The sequence below is a fragment of the Rhodopirellula maiorica SM1 genome, from assembly GCF_000346295.1.
GTDB lineage: Bacteria > Planctomycetota > Planctomycetia > Pirellulales > Pirellulaceae > Novipirellula > Novipirellula maiorica.
Window position 1 is genome coordinate 1 of sequence record NZ_ANOG01000284.1, and the last position, 18058, is coordinate 18058.

At 54.8% G+C, this 18058-nt stretch carries 13 protein-coding genes and 1 pseudogene; 3 read left to right on the top strand and 11 right to left on the bottom strand.

Going from position 1 to position 18058, the window contains the following annotated elements; translation table 11 throughout:
• Nucleotides 1-121: 121 nt before the first annotated feature.
• From RMSM_RS09240 to RMSM_RS09270, 7 genes are all read right to left on the bottom strand, one after another.
• On the bottom strand, nucleotides 122-2140 hold the full coding sequence (locus RMSM_RS09240; protein ID WP_008694575.1) for a hypothetical protein: 2019 nt from the start codon (nucleotides 2138-2140) through the stop codon (nucleotides 122-124).
• A gap of 1 nt (nucleotide 2141) precedes the next feature.
• Nucleotides 2142-2777: an RNA polymerase sigma factor gene (locus tag RMSM_RS09245; protein WP_236622065.1), complete on the bottom strand. Its 636-nt coding sequence runs from the start codon at nucleotides 2775-2777 to the stop codon at nucleotides 2142-2144.
• A gap of 8 nt (nucleotides 2778-2785) precedes the next feature.
• Nucleotides 2786-4057: a DUF1501 domain-containing protein gene (locus RMSM_RS09250; RefSeq protein ID WP_236622066.1), complete on the bottom strand. Its 1272-nt coding sequence runs from the start codon at nucleotides 4055-4057 to the stop codon at nucleotides 2786-2788.
• Nucleotides 4058-4172: 115 nt separating this feature from the next.
• Nucleotides 4173-5780: a DUF1549 domain-containing protein gene (locus RMSM_RS09255; protein ID WP_390172811.1), complete on the bottom strand. Its 1608-nt coding sequence runs from the start codon at nucleotides 5778-5780 to the stop codon at nucleotides 4173-4175.
• 623 nt (nucleotides 5781-6403) lie between these two features.
• Nucleotides 6404-6991: a histidine phosphatase family protein gene (locus RMSM_RS09260; protein ID WP_008694586.1), complete on the bottom strand. Its 588-nt coding sequence runs from the start codon at nucleotides 6989-6991 to the stop codon at nucleotides 6404-6406.
• Nucleotides 6988-7710, bottom strand: coding sequence for a ribulose-phosphate 3-epimerase (gene rpe / locus RMSM_RS09265; RefSeq protein ID WP_008694588.1), 723 nt, complete (start codon nucleotides 7708-7710; stop codon nucleotides 6988-6990). Before rpe ends, RMSM_RS09260 begins: the two co-directional genes overlap by 4 nt.
• An 860-nt stretch (nucleotides 7711-8570) precedes the next feature.
• Entirely contained in the window at nucleotides 8571-9575 is a 1005-nt protein-coding gene (locus RMSM_RS09270; protein ID WP_008694597.1) for an NAD-dependent epimerase/dehydratase family protein, read from the bottom strand.
• A gap of 418 nt (nucleotides 9576-9993) precedes the next feature.
• Here RMSM_RS09270 and RMSM_RS36625 point away from each other — a divergent pair, with 418 nt between their 5' ends.
• Together RMSM_RS36625 and recQ are read left to right on the top strand one after the other, a co-directional pair.
• Nucleotides 9994-10833: a sialate O-acetylesterase gene (locus RMSM_RS36625; RefSeq protein ID WP_081614093.1), complete on the top strand. Its 840-nt coding sequence runs from the start codon at nucleotides 9994-9996 to the stop codon at nucleotides 10831-10833.
• A 152-nt stretch (nucleotides 10834-10985) separates the two neighbouring features.
• Nucleotides 10986-13211 carry a DNA helicase RecQ gene (recQ, locus tag RMSM_RS09280; protein WP_008694599.1) on the top strand — a complete coding sequence of 742 codons (2226 nt, stop codon included), beginning with the start codon at nucleotides 10986-10988 and terminating at the stop codon, nucleotides 13209-13211.
• A gap of 25 nt (nucleotides 13212-13236) precedes the next feature.
• On the opposite strand, the gene RMSM_RS09285 is transcribed toward recQ, so the two are convergent.
• The 4 genes from RMSM_RS09285 to bioA form a co-directional block, all read right to left on the bottom strand.
• Complete coding sequence (locus tag RMSM_RS09285; RefSeq protein ID WP_144057513.1) at nucleotides 13237-13845, bottom strand: class I SAM-dependent methyltransferase; 609 nt, start codon at nucleotides 13843-13845, stop codon at nucleotides 13237-13239.
• Nucleotides 13846-14103: 258 nt separating this feature from the next.
• Nucleotides 14104-15339 carry a DUF1559 family PulG-like putative transporter gene (locus RMSM_RS09290; protein ID WP_008694603.1) on the bottom strand — a complete coding sequence of 412 codons (1236 nt, stop codon included), beginning with the start codon at nucleotides 15337-15339 and terminating at the stop codon, nucleotides 14104-14106.
• A gap of 353 nt (nucleotides 15340-15692) precedes the next feature.
• Nucleotides 15693-16280: a sigma-70 family RNA polymerase sigma factor gene (locus RMSM_RS09295; protein WP_008694605.1), complete on the bottom strand. Its 588-nt coding sequence runs from the start codon at nucleotides 16278-16280 to the stop codon at nucleotides 15693-15695.
• Nucleotides 16281-16344: 64 nt separating this feature from the next.
• Nucleotides 16345-17775 carry an adenosylmethionine--8-amino-7-oxononanoate transaminase gene (gene bioA / locus RMSM_RS09300; protein ID WP_008694607.1) on the bottom strand — a complete coding sequence of 477 codons (1431 nt, stop codon included), beginning with the start codon at nucleotides 17773-17775 and terminating at the stop codon, nucleotides 16345-16347.
• Nucleotides 17776-17918: 143 nt separating this feature from the next.
• Here bioA and RMSM_RS09305 point away from each other — a divergent pair.
• Nucleotides 17919-18058 (top strand): annotated as a pseudogene (locus RMSM_RS09305) (Holliday junction branch migration DNA helicase RuvB); the annotation flags it as partial.

The following is an 18058-nucleotide window of genomic DNA, read 5'->3' on the forward strand; positions in this document are numbered from 1 at the left end:
GCCGTTCGGTTGACGTAAGGAAAACATTCGAACTCGACCACGCCGCACCGCTGCAGAACCACCCGGTTAGCGGTGTTGTCGACGGCGTTGAATGCGGACCCACCTCTGGCGGCAATTGTGTTTAGGGGTGAATCATCCACCACACCCGGTGCAGAATCAGCGGCTCGGAATTCTTTTCCGTGACCATCTTCTCAACAACCTCGTTAACCGGTTTAGGAACTTTCTGCATGGGGACGAGATAGGCAAGATGGTTCACCTTTTCGTCCAAGCCGTCAATCAATGTCAACCATTGAACCGGAGGGGCCGCTGCTTTGCCGGGAAACTGCTCGATCGTGACGTTTGCTTTCTTGGTGGCCGCATCACCCTGTCCTTTCGACTGGTTTTTGCTGTCCGGCACATCAAGCGTCTGCGCCAAAAGCATCGTTTCTTTCTGAATGGCATCGAGGCTGACGCCAACCGATCGACTGGCAAACTGGACGCGTTTGCCAACGGGCAGTGAGGCGTGCTGCGGTTGTGCGGCTGCAAACGCCCCGACTAACATGTTGCCGTGATCGATATCCGCTTGGCTGGACATCGCAATTTGATCAGCGCGAAGCGCCATGGGGACCGATCGCCGCGTGGACGAGGTCGACACAATCAAAGCTAATGTTCGGGCAATGTCGAAACGTGAATCGATCAAATCATCGACTAATCGTCGCTCGAGCGAACCGAGCGATTCGGTGTGCGGAGGTGTCGACAAATCCACGACGGAACCGCGTAACGGACGTCCATGAATCATCCGCCACATCGAATTGACCACGCCACGAGCAAGTTCGCGAGACCCGGTGACGCGTTGGGACCACTGTTTCAAATCGACCGCTGCGGTATCACCCGAACCTGCGATCCAGCCGGCGGGCACGCCCGCTTCGACCACTTTTTGGCGGCCATCGAGTGTCTCGAAGAAAACGAGATCGTCGGATGCTCGGTCTGTCGTGACGGACAGCACCTTCTTGTTTTTTCGAGTAACGCTCCGCTCTAACAATCCCGCGAACGACCAGTATTCGCTCTGCGTGCCTCGGCTTTCAATCACCGAGTCGTGACATTTGATACAGCGAACGTCGACATTCATGGTCAACGCTGCAAAACGGCGAGCCAACGGGTGAATGCCATCGGTCGCGTTTGCCGAGTACCAGTGCAGCGAATTCTTGCTGTCACCACGAATCCAAGCTGCTAACGTTTCATCAAATGGCTGTTTTGATCCAAAGCAATTCGCCAGCTCGTTCAACAGCGATGTTTGGCTGTCAGCGTCAAGTTTTTTGAAACCCCCGTCGGTGACCACGTTCAAAAAATGCTGGGCGGCGGCGCGGGCAATCTGAGGATTGGCAAGAAACGATTCGAACGCGGTTACCGATTCGATCGCTTGTTCAGGGACGTCGGTTCCCAGAACTTGCGACAATCGCTCGGCGATCTCGGCAACGTCCGCCTCTTGAGCCGCCTGGATACCGAGCGATGACCAATAGTCGTGCAGATTCGTGTCGATCTCTTTCGCGACCAACGTCACGGCCTTGCGGCTTCCAGGTGCAGTCGTTCGCTTTTTGACCACGGCAGCCTGGGGTTGCGGTGGCTCGATAGCCTCCAGCGGATCCTCGGGTGAAGAGTCCATCGCCAACGGGATCCCCTTCAGCGGTTTTCGTTCCGCGGATTGAGGATCCAAATTTATTTCAGACGCAACCGTTGGCTTGGGCAGGGCTGTGTCATCATGGGCTAGTTTGTGCGATGGGAGCGCGCGGTCAAGCACGCTATTGGGGGCATGGGCGAGATTTGAATCTTCGGCTGTCAACGGAGCGTTTAGGTCGTTGAAATCACGTCCCATCCAAACAACGACAAGCAGGGCTGCGGCAATCCCGGCGACTGCCATCGCGATCTTCCAAGGGAACACCACGGCGGGTTTCTCTGCCACGGCTCGCCGGCGAGTTGCTCCGACTTCGACCCGCAGCGACCCCGATGAGGTCAAGGATTCAGTGCATCGATCGCCCAGAGAAGGCGTTTCACGCAATCGCTGCAAGATTTGTTCTGACAAATCGGGAGCGGGTTGGCCGTGTAATTCGGCCAACATCGCGTCAATCGCTTGTTCTTCATGCGGGGAAATTTTTCGGTTCATCTTATCTATTCTTAGCGTGCAGCTTCTCCTCGACACAATCCCGGAGTTGCTGCTTTGCTCGTTGCATCAAATTCCGTGCACCATGATCGGAAATTCCAAGGGCGGCACCGATTTCAACTCGGCTGATGTCATCTCTAAAACGCATTTGCAGTGCCGATTGTGCTCGGTCAGTTAGCAATTCCATGCAATTTCTTAACGCATCAATGGCAATATCGCCCGTCAAATCTTTGCCCGCCCAGCGATTCCAGATCTCATCGAGCACCGCTGGCTCGGCCACGGTCTGCACGCGGCCGTGTTTGCGGTGCCGCGATACAAGTAGGTTGTAGGCGGTTCGTCGTAAATAACCGGCCGTCGCAGCGTCGTTGTGCTGAGTAAAATTACCCTGACGCAAAACTCGCAAAAACGTTTCTTGAGTGAGGTCGTCCGCCGTCGAACTGTCACAGCCGAGCATCCGCAAGTACCGCCAAACGCCTCGTTGGTGACGTTCGATCAGTTCAGCGGGCTCGAGATCGACGTGTGGATCACAAACACTCGCGTTTGTGGTGGAGCCGCGCCGCCCCACATCCGCGTCGCTGTGATGACTTGCATCCGCTGCGGAACTGAGTTGTTTACGTTGTGATCCATCCGACTTTGGCACTGCGTTAATTACACAAGTTCGCGAATGATCTTGCCACCACCTGCAATTTTCATCGGCCGACCATTCTTGCTGGTGAAGGTTTTTTCGGTTGAAATTCCGAGTCCCTTGACGACGGTCGTCATCAGGTCTTCGGAGCTAAATGGCTCGGTTTCCACTGCCGAACCATCGCGACTGGTCTCGCCGACGGCCAAACCGCCCTTGATATCGGCACCCCCGACGACACATGACCAAGCACGGGCGAAGTGGTCGCGTCCGGCTCCGGCATTGATGTTCGGCGTGCGTCCAAATTCGCCCATCCACATCACCACGGTGTCTTGCAGCAACCCACGTTGATCCAAGTCTTCGACCAACGCACTCATCGCTTTATCAAGGATCGGAAGCTTATTGTCTTTCAGTGTAGCGTGAATATCGCCGTGATTGTCCCAGCCGCCAAGATCGACTTCGATAAACGGTACCCCGGCTTCGACCAATCGACGGGCCAGCAAGCACCCTTGGCCGAATCCATTTGTACCATAACGTTCTTTGATTTCCTCGGGTTCTTCCGCAACTTTGAACGCCTTCATTTGTTCGCTCGTCATCAAATCGAAGGTCTTTTTAAGGACTTTCGAATGCTCGCTCGCGGGCAGATCTCGTGTGCGTTTGGCAAAATCTTGCTCGATCATATTGAGCGCTGCCATCCGCTGCATCAAACGCGAATTCTCCATACTCATCTCGAGGTTGCGAATTCGGCCGTTGCTGGTCACTGAGAACGGAGACCACGCCATCCCTAGGAATCCAGGCCCTGTGCTGGCGCCCCCAATCGACACGAACGGCGGGATTTCGAGTTCGGGGCGTTGGTCAATCAATTCGTGAGACAACACCGATCCATAGCTAGGGTGTTCGATGTTAGGATTGGGAACGTAGCCAGTGTGCATGTAGTAGCGGCCGCGATTGTGATCCGCTTCGCGAGTCGACATGCTGCGAACGATCGACATGTGCTTCATTTGCTGAGCCATCAAGGGCATATGCTCGCAAATTTGCATGTCGCCGGTTGTCGAGATCGGGCGAAAGGGGCCGCCGGTGCTGGCGCCAGGTTTCAGATCCCAGATGTCGATCGTTGAAGGGCCGCCGCCCATCCACAACATGATTGCCGAACGTCGTTTCTTTTTCAGTTCGTCGCTATTCGCGTAAATCGAGCCTCCCATCGTGTAGGCCGCTGCTGCGGCGGCCGACGAGCCCGCTAGATGGCTCATGAAGTGACGCCGAGTCATCCCCGCCGGGGTGTACCATTGATTCATCATCTCAAACGTGCCTTTCAATTGCCTTAAAAACGAAGCCGAAAACTATGGGGTTGGGGATTCAAATGACGCGGGATCAAGTGAAGGGATTTACAAGCTAAATGGAATAAAAGAGGGCTTAGTGCTGCATGATGAATTCATTGCTGTTCAAAATCGCCCACCACATGTCTTGCAACATCTCTTTCTCATTTCCTTTGCGGGCCACCATTAATTTGCCCGCGATCGTCATTTCGTTTTTGTTGGGGCGTCGTGCCACGCCTGCCATGAACAAATCCGTCAAACGATCTCGAGGGGATCGTCCGCTTTGCGAAAGTCGATCCAGGAAACTGCCGGGTTTGGTGCTGGTTGCGTTTTTGACCAAGTCACCGTTGAACAACATCAATGCTTGTGGAATCGAGCCGTTGAACGTGGTCGCTTCGTCTCCTTCGTCCGTCCCAAACGCGACAACAAATTGTTGCATCCATTGGCGACGTTGACGCTCTTGTTCCTCGTAGCTGCCGCCGCCCCCGGCGTTGGTCGAACTGACCAGCGATTGGTAGAGTTGTTCCGCACTCATTTGACGTAGGTAAAATCGCGAGAATTTAGGCATCTCGCCAATCGTGGGATCGTCAATTTCATTGGCCGGTCCCAATAACGCCTTCAAGTTATAGGGGCGGCTAAGCGTGATCCAAGTGATCAGTTGTTTGGTGTCGTAACTACTCTTGCGGAATTCTTTCGCTAGGTCCTCCAACAACGCTGGATGCGACGCCGGGTTGTGTGGCCCTAGATCATCGATCGGCTTGGTGAAACCAAAGCCGAGGAAATGCGACCAGATTCGATTGACCGCCATTTTGTCTAGGAACTCGCTTTCCAACATCAATCGGCCAAGCTCTTTGCGGCGATTCACCTCGCTCACATAACCACTCTTTTCAATCTCGGTGCCATCGGTGAATACCGGATAGGCGACTTTGGTCAATCCATTGCGGAGCTCGTAGAAGACCAAAGCATCATTCGGGTCACCCGCTTCGCCAGCGAAGTCTTCGCTTACCAATTCAGCATGATCGATGTCTCGCGTTCCGCTAACAAACCGTCGCAGCGAGCGTGTTTGCCGAAAGAACGAATTGAACTCCCAAAACTTTTGCTGTTTCCACTGATTGAACGGGTGATTGTGGCACTGAGTGCACTGGACTTGTTGGCCAAGGAAAATTCGCGAAGTGCTGCTGGTTGCCAGCACACCGTTTTCATCGTTGACCTTGTCGACCAAAAAGTTGACCGCTCCGTTGAATTTGTCGGTTCCTGGTTTGGTCGTGCCCTCGGCGGTGACCAATTCATAAACCATCGTGTTGTACGGTTTGTTGGTCGCAAACGAATCACGAAGGTACTTTTGCATACCATCGCGGCTGGTCATCGATCGTCGATCGGTTCCACCGGAGCGGCCGATCAGCACGTTTGTCCAAATCGAACCCCAATGATTCGCGTACTCTTCGGTGTATTTGTCGTCATACAGCAGTTGATCGACCAATTGGGCTCGCTTGTCATTTCCCTTGGCGTCGAGAAACGTTTTCAGCTCCTCGAGTGTCGGGATACGGCCAATAATGTCCAGGTAAACACGACGACACCATGTGGCATCGTCGACTTCCGGGGCGGGACGGATCTCGTAGTCACGCCAACCCTGTTCGATGGCGTCATTGATCAACGCAACTTGGCTGGGGACCGCGTCGGCTGCCGATGCCGATGCCCACGACATGCTCATCGTCGCGGTAATCAAAACCAACCCGATGAACCCATTTGTATTTCGGTGTCGCTGTGTCGCTTGCATCATTTGCAGATTTTCCGCTAGGCATAGTGAATTGCAGTCACCCCCCAATGTGGAAGTTCAAACACGGAGCCATCTCTTTTGCCCCTCAGAATAGGGGGCGTGCTATTCGTTTTGCCTGACTCGCAAAATCAAGTAGCACCCGCCAAGGTTTTGATCGCACGAGAAGGCCGAAACAGGCGGAGATGATTTGGTGACGCTAGGTCTCGAGTGAACAGCGACCGCGACGGTGTTATGCATTTCCAGGGTGACAATGTAGTAACGTCGAGCAAACAGAGAAGTACTCGCTTGCTGGCGCACAACCCCTATTCTATTAGCGAATTTAGCGACTCACAAAGATTCAAACGCGGTGAGATCACGCTGAAAGAGAAAAAGTGAGCATTTTCTAACGAAATTGCAGTCTGGAGCCCCACCAAGGGGCAATCCGAGGTGTCTTTCTGAAATGCAGAGGGGGGAGACGAGATAGGCCGGATCAAAGTCGCGTCTAGCGAAATCGATCCGGCGAGATGCGACAACCACGATGAACGCGTTGCCATCGCGGCAATGCAAATCGATCAAGCGATTTCGGATTCGACCAAATTCCAGGTTCCCGAATCGGTTTCGGATTGCCATAGATTGGGTAGTGGGTCGCCGCTCAGCAGGCTTTGAATGATGGTCGCCATCGGGTCGGGGGCGACGATCGCAACAATTTCATCGCGGCTTTTCTTGGCGGCCTTGCGAACCGCTTTTGCGACTCGCGAGCGAGCCTCGCGGATCGTTTCGCCGCCTGGCGGACAAATGTCATCCGGCGACTCCAGTCCGGTGCGGTACACGCGTGGCTGGTTCCGACGCACTTCTTCGATCAATTTGCCATGCCACAATCCATGGTCAATGTTGCGAAACACATCGACCACTTTGATCCGTATATCGCGTCCCATCGCCAAACGAGCGGCCGTTTCACGCGCCGATTCGCAGGGAGAGGTGTAGATCGTTCGGAAACGAACGTCGGCAAGTTCGGCCGCCAACAGGTTGGCTTGTACCGTCCCGCGGTCACTCATCGGCATATCCAACGAGCCCTTGATACGTTGCTCGTCGTCAAATTTGGTCGCACCGGGGCGGACGACCAACACACGAGACATGACTGGCATGCGAAGCGTGATCATGAGCCTGCTCCTCTTTGCCCGTTTTCGGTTTGCTCACCCGCGGCGGCAATCGCCGCGTCCAATTCCGAGATCGCGACCCCGTAATCGTCGGCGCGAAAGATCCCTGAACCCACGACGAACAAGTCGCAACCCGCAGCGCGAGCTCGACCAATCGTGTCCTCGTTGATCCCGCCGTCGATTTCGAGCAGCAAATCAGGGTGGCTATCACGCAATAGTTTTAATTTGTCCAACGCCACGGGGTTGAATGATTGGCCGCCAAATCCCGCGTTCACGCTCATGACCAACACCATGTCGACCTCATCGAGACAGGAATCGAGGTCTCGGATCGCCGTATCCGGGTTCAACGCCACGCCGACACCGACACCCAGTTTTTTGATTTCGCGTGCGGTATGGACTGCGTCTTCGACGGCTTCGACGTGAAACGTCAACATGTCCGCACCCGCTTCGACCATCGGCCGCGCGTACTTCAGAGGGTCGCTGATCATCAGGTGTACGTCCAACGGCAGATCGGTGTGCCGACGTAAACCTTCGATAATGGGCATCCCGTAAGTGAGGTTCGGGACAAAATGCCCGTCCATCACATCCAAGTGCAATACTTTCGTCCCCGCGTCTACTAATTTAGCAACTTCGGACCGTAAATCACCAAAGTCACAAATCAGCATGCTCGGCAATACTGCCGGCGCCGCGTCTCGGATCGCATCGAGCTTCGCTCGGGTCATTCACTTTCTCGCAAACGTGTCAGGGTTCGACATCACCTTCCATCGGCGATTCGCTTCTTGCGATTCCATTCTTACCGGAGCGGCAAGGGAATCGGGAATGATCGATCTGACACATCGCGATTAGGCAAAGTTGTCGGATCAATCACGTCGAATTGATCGCAACAGATTGATCGCGTGAACGGTTCCTTGTCAATTCATTGATTTGTCGCAAATCCACCCAATTTGTGGGGTTTCGTAAACCCGGTGTCTCTGAATCCCGTAAAAAAACGATTCTTGAACCTTGCAAGGGCGTTTACGTTTCCATTAAAAGTTTTGGAAATCGAGGGGCAAGGACCATCCGAGAAGCCATTTGCTACCAATTCGGAGTGGTTTGCCACGCCAATTATGAAGTTTACGCGTAGGTCCCTTCGATCAATTGACCGTGCGCTGGCGAACCGATATGTCGAGAAAATGCCGTAAATTACGTGGGCAACACGCTCTTCTGCGATGTCTCGGCTGTATCCGGGTGCCTCAATCCGTCGGGAATACCCGGATCGGATTGGCAGACCAAAACGCCGCTGAACCGTAAAAACAGGATCTTTTTTGTCATCGAGCCAATGATGGCAATCGTTGATCGCGATTCTGTCTGCGAAGCAGAGACTGGCTCAGAAAGGCAACACAGAGCGGCAAATGTAGAGCAGCAAATACAGAGCGACTGGGAATCCCCAATGCCATCTACTTTGGTAGCGGCACGGCGCGAGCCGTCCGGTTGAGGCGAGTAAAACGTTCGGTTTAGACCGGGCGAGGCCCCGCGCCGCACCGCTACAAACGCCACCCGTTTAGTGCCAAAGTAGATGGCATTGGGGGAATCCCAGCGGCGATCAAGCTGGGATCTGGTGGGGATGTTGATGATGCATTTGGATCCATTTCGCTGCATCATCGAGAGTTTCGTTTAGATTACGAATCGCGTATCCCAGTTCGCTCTTCGCTCGTGAGCTGTCATACCAATGAAACATGCGGCTCATCTGGATGACGGCGCTGTTCAAATCACCTTCCTTGCCGGAAAACAGCGAGAAAGCGTCTCCCAATTTTCCCGCGATCCATAATCCAGCAGGACCAGTTGGCATTAACGGAGCACGGGAATTCATACGCTCGGCGATCTTTTTCCAAAGTTCGAAATAGGTGACGTTTTCTCCGGCCAGAATAAATTGCCGCCCTTCGTCGCCGCCGCGGTCGATCGCGGCGATGGTTCCCGCCGCAACGTCACGGGAATCGCACAGACTGCATCCGCCGGGCGGTGCCAACGGTCGCCACGCACGTCCCACTTCGATCATCATCCTGCCGCTGCTGGGTTTCCAGTCCCAGGGGCCGAGCATGAACCCAGGATGCACGATTGCCGCCCGCAGTCCCAGTTCAACTTGCGACAGCACTTCCCCAACACCCGCGCGTTTGCTCTGCACATAGCTACACGGAATTTGGTCATTTTCGGTGGTAATTGGCGTCGATTCGTCCACGTTGGTCTTTCGTGAACCAATTGCCAGCGTGTCGACGGTACCGACATGAACCAATTTGCGATCATATCGACGGCAAGCTTCGGCGATCACACGAGTCCCGTCGCGATTGATTTGCATCGATTCGTGTAGCCGGGTCCATCCCAGATGGATCAGCCCGGCCGAGTGGATGACGGCATCGCAATCGGCAACGCCTCGCTGGATCGTGTCGGCATCGCGGATGTCTCCGTATAGAAATCGTGCGTTTAATCCCGAGAAAATTTCCCGATCGGGTTCGCCACGCACCAACGCGACCGTTTCGTGTCCCGCAGCTTCTAGCTGGCGTAGCACGGTATTTCCAAGCAAACCGGTACCGCCCGTGACAAAGACACGCATATTTAAATCTCTTCTAAAGTCGATCGATTTCGGAGGCAGAAACAGATTCCCCGTCGATGAAAAAACAACCGAGATCCTCGATCGCTACGCAAAGCTGTTTCCACGATCCGCAGAGCCCTCATGTAACCTATCGGCAAGAAACAGGCTGACCTGTAAAGGCGGAACCGCAGAAAACGCCGAATGCTCGCATCGGCAAATCCCAGGCCATCGCAGCGACATTTCGCGAATGAACTCGCATTTTATCGAACCGTAAACGCTGAAAACAAGTTTTCGCACGCGATTAACAACTCCGCTGGAACGTCTCGACAACTCATCTGGAACGTCTCGACGTCGACCGTTGCGACGATAACATGGTTCCGGTTGCCTTTGCAAAATCCCTACCTCTTTGCTGCATTCCCACCAAGACGAGGATCTACCGATGAAACGAAAACCTGCTTACGTCGTTTGCCTGCTTACGTTTTTCGCAGTTGTGCCTTCTTTCGTAACAGCCGCCCATTACGACGTGTATTTGTTGGCGGGCCAATCCAACATGGACGGTCGAGGCGATGCGAGCAAATTGACGGACCAGCAGCGTCAGCCATCGGATCAGACAATCATCTTCTATCGAAACCTGCCAAAGTCGAGCGACGGTTGGCAGCCGCTTGCTCCTGGGTTCAGTATCGCTCCCGGGTACAAAGGCGAAGTGCCCTCGTCCACGTTCGGTCCCGAACTCGGCTTCGCTAAAGAGATGTTGCGGGCCGAACCCGAGCGAAAATTGGCCTTGATCAAAGGTTCCAAGGGGGGCTCGAGTTTGCGTCGGGATTGGAATCCTGGGGTCCAGGGCGACCCAAAAACGCAAGGTCAGCGCTATCGCGATTTTATCGAAACGATTGGGATGGCAACAAAGCAGTTGAGCGAACGCGGAGACCAATACGCGATTCGAGGGCTGTTGTGGCACCAAGGGGAATCGGATTCGAAACTTCAGTCCGGCGTGTATGAAACGCTATTGCTGCAATTCGTCGATCGTCTTCGTCAGGACATTGGCGTAGCCGATTTGCCTGTGGTGGTCGGCGAGGTGTTTGATAACGGGAAACGCGATGAGGTTCGCGCCGCCATTCGCGCGGTCGGAACTCGCGGTGCAGGATTTGGGTTGGTGACGAGCGAAGGGACGTCGACTTGGGACGAGGGAACGCACTTTGATGCAGCGAGCCAATGGTTGCTCGGACAACGCTACGCCGCCGCCATGCTCAAGATTCGAACGTCTGATTCCAATCCGTGAGGCTGCCGAGATCATCAACGCCATAGCAACACGGCGTCGTTCGTTTGCGGATCAGCACCAACGTGTTAGGATTGTGAACATACGTTCCTCAAGTCGCATCAGGGTTGGGTTCGGTTCTCGACGGGCGGGGCGACGATTCGTAGCGGAATGAAATGATGACCAAGGACGCTTCTGCATCGGATGCGATGGCGGCTGACGCGATGGGGCCGGTTCACCAAGTCTTGCGAGATGTTTGGGGTTACGACTCGTTTCGGCCGCTACAGGAAGTTTCGATCCGCAGCGTGTTGGATCGCCGTGATAGTTTGACGGTGCTGCCGACCGGGGGCGGGAAATCGCTTTGTTTCCAGTCGCCGGCGCTCTGTATGGACGGGATGGCGGTAGTCGTTTCGCCGCTGATTTCGTTGATGAAGGACCAAGTCGATGCGCTACGCGCCTGTGGTGTGGATGCCGCATTCATCAATAGTTCGTTGACGCAGGCTGAGAAGCGGACCGTTGCCGACCAGATACGCGCGGGCAAAACCAAGTTGCTGTATGTCGCTCCGGAACGTTTGCTATCCAATCGAATGTTGGAATTTCTGCATCAAACGCCAATTTCGTTTTTCGCGATCGACGAAGCTCACTGTATCAGCAATTGGGGGCATGACTTTCGTCCCGAATATCGCGGGCTACGGATTTTAAAGGAACAGTTCCCTGCGGCCGCCGTGCATGCTTACACCGCGACCGCGTCGCAGCCGGTGCGGGATGATATCGTCAGCCAACTGGGGCTTCAGCAAGCCGAGGTTTTGGTCGGTGATTTCGATCGTCCCAATTTGACCTATCGTATGCTGCGAGCCAACGGCCGATTGCAACAAGTCGTCGACGTGATCGAGCGGCATCGGGGCGAATCAGGGATCGTGTATTGCATTAGCCGCAAAGAGGTCGAACGGACCGCCGCGGCGCTGAATCAATTGGGGACCGTTGCCCTGCCCTATCACGCCGGCATGAGTGACGAGGATCGAAAACAAAGCCAGGATGCGTTCATCAAAGAGACGTGCGATGTGATCGTCGCCACGGTCGCGTTCGGAATGGGGATTGATAAGTCGAACGTGCGGTTTGTCGTCCATGCTGGGATGCCAAAATCGATCGAGCACTACCAACAAGAAAGCGGTCGTGCCGGGCGTGATGGTTTGGAATCCGAATGCGTCTTGATCTATTCCGGTGGCGACGTGGTCACCTGGAAAAAGATCATGCAGGGCGATTCACAATCCAGCGGCAGCGGTGCGCTACAATCGCTCGAAGCGATCAACCAATTGTGCGGCAGTCCCGTGTGTCGGCACAAAGCACTGGTCGAATACTTTGGCCAGTCTTATACCCACGAAAATTGTGGAGCCTGTGATTTCTGTCTCGATGAAATTGAATTGGTCGACGACCCGATCACGCTAAGCCAGAAGATTTTGTCGTGCGTTCTGCGAGTTCAAGAGCGTTTCGGAGCGACTCATGTTGCCAAGATTCTCGTCGGATCAACGGAACAGCGGATCGTCCAACTCGGGCACGACAAACTGAGCACGCATGGTTTGTTAATCGACGATGGATTAAATGCGGTACGAATGTGGATCGATCAATTGGTCCAGCAATCGTATTTGCAGCGGACCGGTGAGTACCAGATCTTGTCGCTTTCCGAGTCGGGCCGCCGCTTGCTGCACCGCGATGGGGATCCACGTTTGAGTGTCCCCGGCAAAGCGAAACGCACGCGAAATCGAACCGTCTCGGTTGATTCGTGGGACGGTGTGGATCGCGGATTATTCGAAGCGTTGCGGAGCAAGCGAAGTGCGATCGCGTCGCAGAACAACGTACCGGCCTATATCGTGTTCGGCGATGCGACGCTGCGTGAACTCGCTCGCGTTCGTCCGGCAACACTTGAAGCGTTCGGCAAGATCAAAGGAGTCGGCGATCGGAAACTGGCCGATTTTGGCGAAGCATTTCTCGAGCTGATTCGCTCTTACTGTGAATCTCACAATCTCGAAACCAATGTGAAGACGCCTCTAGCGCCGACAACCACGGTTGCTCCGCCGCGAGCGGTGTTGCCTAATGCAAATTCGATGGCGGCGTTTGACAATTTCCGTCGAGGCGAGTCGATCGAGGAAGTTGCTGAGAAACTGGGGCGAGCGGTTTCGACCGTCGTCGGCTATCTGCAAGATTATTTGCGTCAAGAAAAAATCACCGACTCGTCGCCTTGGGTGGATGAGCAAACACGGGATCGCATCCTTGGAAATCTGCAACTGATCGAAGAAGGACGGATCAAGCCGATGTTTGAATTTTTTGAAGGCAAAATCTCGTACGAAGCAATTCGCATCGTCTTGACCTGTCATCAAAATAGCGAAACGCCCGCGGCATCCTAAACCGGTTGATGTTCACGCGTGTCGCTTATTCGCGTCGCTGTAGTCGCAGCTGATTGCGTCCGTCGTAGGTCAGCAGCAGCGCTCCGTCGGCAGCAAATTGGTCAAAGATCGCTGCAAAGTATTCTTGTTCGCCTGGCCATGGAAAGGCGAAGATCAAGTCGAAATCGTCGATCGATTTTCCGAGCTGTTCGTAAGCACTCGGGCTGTCAATATCGACGTTTTCAAAGTCTTGGACTACCGATTCGATCACCGAACGATCCTCAGGCAAAAAACTGCCTTCAACAAACTCGGCATCGATCTCAAAGTCGTCGGCGAGCAGGCGAGACTGGTCGATCAAGTCACGTTCGACTTCGATACCCACCGCCTCCATCCCTTCGATCGCCGCTAACATCGTAACGACGCCAAATCCGCTGCCCCATTCCAGGAATGAATCACCGCAAGCGACGCGGTTTTCCACTAGCCACTGAATCGCGGTCCCGACCAAGCTGAAATCCGAAACGACAAAGTTGTGAATCGTATCGCGGCGATTCTTCGTAAACGCGTCCACTCGCTCGTTTGCTTCTTCGATCAATTCGAGATGTTCGTTGGGATGCAACACATCATTGAAACTCGGTAGCGGAACGTTCTTGAGCATGGAGATCGATTGGGGCAGCGAGGGTGATTGCATTCCTGGGAACCGCAACACCATGACGGATTCAGGATGTCAATCAATGGGATCGGTTGCCCAGGATCGTAGTCTTTGACGCTGTGAATATCGATTGCACGTGTATAGGAAAAATTGTTCTTCAGCGTCGAGAATGGCGTCGGCGAACATAGGGCAACGAAAACACGCCGCGTCTGCCATGGCAAACGCGGCGTGTGAAAAAGAAATGACGGCTTTAAGACGAACGTTTTAGAAGTCGCTTGAAACGACTTCTTTGCCAGCACGCGTTCCCAATGCACCCCATAATCCATAGGGGCTCTTGGATCCTGGCAATGTCGAAGGAGGACCAGCGTTTCCTTCGACGCTGCTGACCATCCGAGTGGATTGACTGCCCGCTTCGATCGAATCGGTAATGAATTTGACCGAACCGTCGCCCATCAATACATGGCAACCGCCTTGGTGTCGGCTGCTGGCCGGCATCAAACCATAGTTCTTGTCGGCGGTCGCCGAGGACGTCAGCGCGCCCGAGGCGTCGATGATCCCTTCGGTGGTCGAGCACGCGGCGGAATTCGGTGGCGAGATCGTTTGCATGGTCGAGTAGACAGGGTTGCCATCAGCCCAACGATAGCCACGACCGAAGGCTGCGTTGCCGCCATCAAGGATCGTGGCGGTTCCCGCGGCCCAGAATTGCGGACGGTTGCTGTCTTTGCCCGTGCCGGCACAATTCGCAGGATTGATTCCCAGGCCGCCGACCATCGCACCCGCTGCTTTGGGAGCGGTACGTGCGTCGCGATCACCAAGATCGGTTGCAATCTCACCCATCATGATCGTGTTGGCCAGTCCATCCAAAATGTCACGGAAGGCGGCCTTGTCACGTGGCACGAACACGCCTCGCTGGTTCGCTCGAGCCGCAGCGGCACCGTTGCTGCTGAGCGTCAACAGGTTGGAACGAGGTCCGTGCGTCATCGAATAGGCACTGTCGCCCAGACAAGCGGCGTAGTTCGTGCGCGCCAGTCCGGGGCTGCCAACACCAGGATCGCTGGGGCATCGCAGCGTTGGTAATTCAGTCACCCACGGTGCATAAGTCGTCACGTCCGGCGTCGGCCCCATGCTTTGGAAACCGGGCATCGGATTGCTGATTTGTTCCCACAACGCTTGGGCTTCGACAAACGGTGTCAGTGCCACCAACATACTGAGTTCTTGGCAATTGCCGTTCAGGTTGGATTGATCCCACCCGGTCGCCATTGCCAACCCTGTCCCCGTTTTGTGCGTCGGCAATTGGTTGTATGCCGCGTGGTAATTGTGGATCCCCAAGCCGAGCTGCTTGAAGTTGTTTCCACAACTCATTCTTCTCGCTGCTTCACGGGCGGCTTGGACCGCCGGCAGCAGTAGTCCTACTAAAACGCCAATAATGGCGATAACCACCAATAGTTCCACCAAAGTAAAACCGTGGCGGTGATTTTTATTTGACGTGCAACTCAACATTCATCGTGTTCCTGGGCCAGACAACTCTTGACGCAAAGGACGCCGCGACTTTGCGACAAGAGTAAACTCCTTTGCGAGCCGTGTTATAGGGTGCCGATGTTCAGAAGCCGCAACCAATGGTTGAAGATGCGATGAACATTTGAAGTAGATGGGGCTGACCCGGTGCCATTCAATTTGGCACCAAGCGGGTGATGTTGGAGTAGTGGGATTCGCCAGAATTCCCGTGTTTCCTGCTGAAGCGTCAGGAACTCTGGCGAGTCCCACTACGAAAGCGAGTCCCACTACGAAAGTAGAAAGGGGGCGCTGTTGGGGAGCAGTCGAGTGGTGGTGAGAGGGGCGTCATCGGAGTGGGTTTATGTATCGCCGAGTTGTTCCCGCAGCGTCTTCATCCCTCGGTGTAGCAGTCCCGCAATCGCGCCGCTGGATTTGTCCATCGCGGCGGCCACTTCGCTCAATTTCATGCCCTCGATGTAGTGCAACCGGATCGCCTCTCGCTGCGTCTCGGGTAACTGTTCGATCGCCATCGCGATTCGCACGACGTTTTCGCCCAACGCCACATTTTGGCTGGGTGTCGGAGCGTCTCCTGCCAAGAATCCTTCGAGCCGCATCGAGGACTTGGCTAATTGCTGCTGCATCGATTGTTCGCGACGAACGTCTCGCTTGTCTCGATGGAAATCACGATCAAGATGGCAGAGATGGCGGGCAAGGATTTGTCGCAGCCAACCGCGGAACTCGGCTTCATTCTTACCGCGGAATTGATCGATCGCTTGCACTGCTTGCAGCATCGTTTGCTGGACGATGTCGGATTCGCCAATTTTCGCCTGCAGCGCCCGCCGCGCCTGTACCCGCGCAAGCATGCGAAGGTATGGTTCGTAGCGAGCGACAATCGCCGGATCCGACGTGTCGATGGGCGTTTGGTGGTCCGAGTCCGATGTTGACATCGTCGTGTCTTGCTTTCCGAGGTCGTCGCTGGCATGGATGAGAGGTAAAAGCCGCCCTCTCATTCTAGTCGATATCTGCCAGCACTTCCTCGATAGCCCGGGTCACGGTGTCTGCCAGAAAACGCAGTTCTTCATTCGATGCGACCAACGGCGGCATCAGCACGATGACATCCCCGAGCGGACGTATCCAGGCGCCGAGTTCCGTCGCCCGCTCGCAAACGTTGCGTCCAATCAATCGGTCGCTGTCAAACGGCGTTTTGCGATTACGATCGGCCACCAATTCGATTCCCACCATCAAGCCGCGGCCTCGCACGTCGCCGACATGTGGATGGTCTGCGATCGGAGCCAAACATTCGCGTAGAAATTGGCTCTTGGCGTCAATCGTCTCGGTCAACTGTGTGTCGCGGAACAGATCCAACGAGGCCACTGCAGCCGCTGCGGCAAGCGGATTACCGCCAAAGGTATGTCCGTGGTAGAACTGTTTTCGCTCGGACGATTTTCCTAAAAACGCTTCAAACACATGCGGCCGTGCGATCGTTGCTGCCATCGGCAAGTAGCCTGCGGTGATTCCTTTGCCCATGCAAAGGATGTCTGGTGTGACGCCTTCATGATCACAAGCGAACATGCGTCCGGTGCGGCCGAATCCGGTAGCAACTTCGTCGACGATCATCAAAACGTTGTATTGGTCGCACAGTTCGCGAATGCGGGCGAGCAGTCCCGCTGGATGCGTGATCATTCCCGCCGCACCTTGGACCAACGGTTCCATCACGACGGCGGCTAGCTCGGCGTGGTGTTGTTTGAGTAGCGATTCAATTTCGTGAGCGTAGTAGTCGCATGCAGTGGCGTCACGGATGCCATCAGGCAACCGATAGCTGCACGGCAGCGGACCGCGAACCGGAGTAAAAACGATCGGGGCAAATAGTTGGTGAAAGTACTTGATTCCGCCCAGCGAAACCGCACCGGTGGTATCGCCATGGTAGGCCGACGAGAGTGCCAAGTAGCGAGTTTTGGCAGTCGAAGTGGAGCTCGGCGTCGTCTGGTTTTTCAAATGCCAATACTGCAGCGCCATTTTCAGTGCCGCTTCGACGGCCGACGATCCATCACTGCTGAAGAAAACGTGTTTCAAATCGCCGGGCGTCACCTCGGCCAATCGCTCGGCCAACTGGTCGGTGATATCCGCCGACATGCCCAGCGTGGTGATATGGCTGACACGGTCCAATTGAGCTCGGATCGCCTCGTCCATTTTCGGATTTCGGTGGCCATGGACGTTACACCATAGGCTCGCCACACCATCAAAAAGTCGTTGTCCCGAAGTGGTTGTTAGCCAACAGCCCTCCGCTCGCTCGATGACGATATTTTGAAAATCGGCCATCTGAGTGAACCCGTGCCAATGAAAATTTTGGCTTTCAGGGGGGACAGAAACGCTGTTTTTTTCGAGCGTGAGCGGGGGATTGCTGAGAAATTGCGGTGGTTTATCAGTGATTCGTGAAGTCATCGCGAGAGTCAAGAGAATTTGCGGTACGCCAAACCACAGGAAATCGTTAAAGTAGGAGGGCTAAGTCAACTAAGGGAGTGTAATGCATGGCCAGAGAAGCAGTCTACCAACAATCCGAACCTGAGTCGGAAACCGAAGCGTTGATGCCGAAAGAGCAGGACAATTCGTTGCGTCCTCGGCGGATGGACGAAATGGTCGGCCAGCAGGACGTCATTGAACGGCTAAAGATCGCGATCGACGCGGCTCAAGGACGTGGCGAACCGCTCGGACATATCTTGTTTGA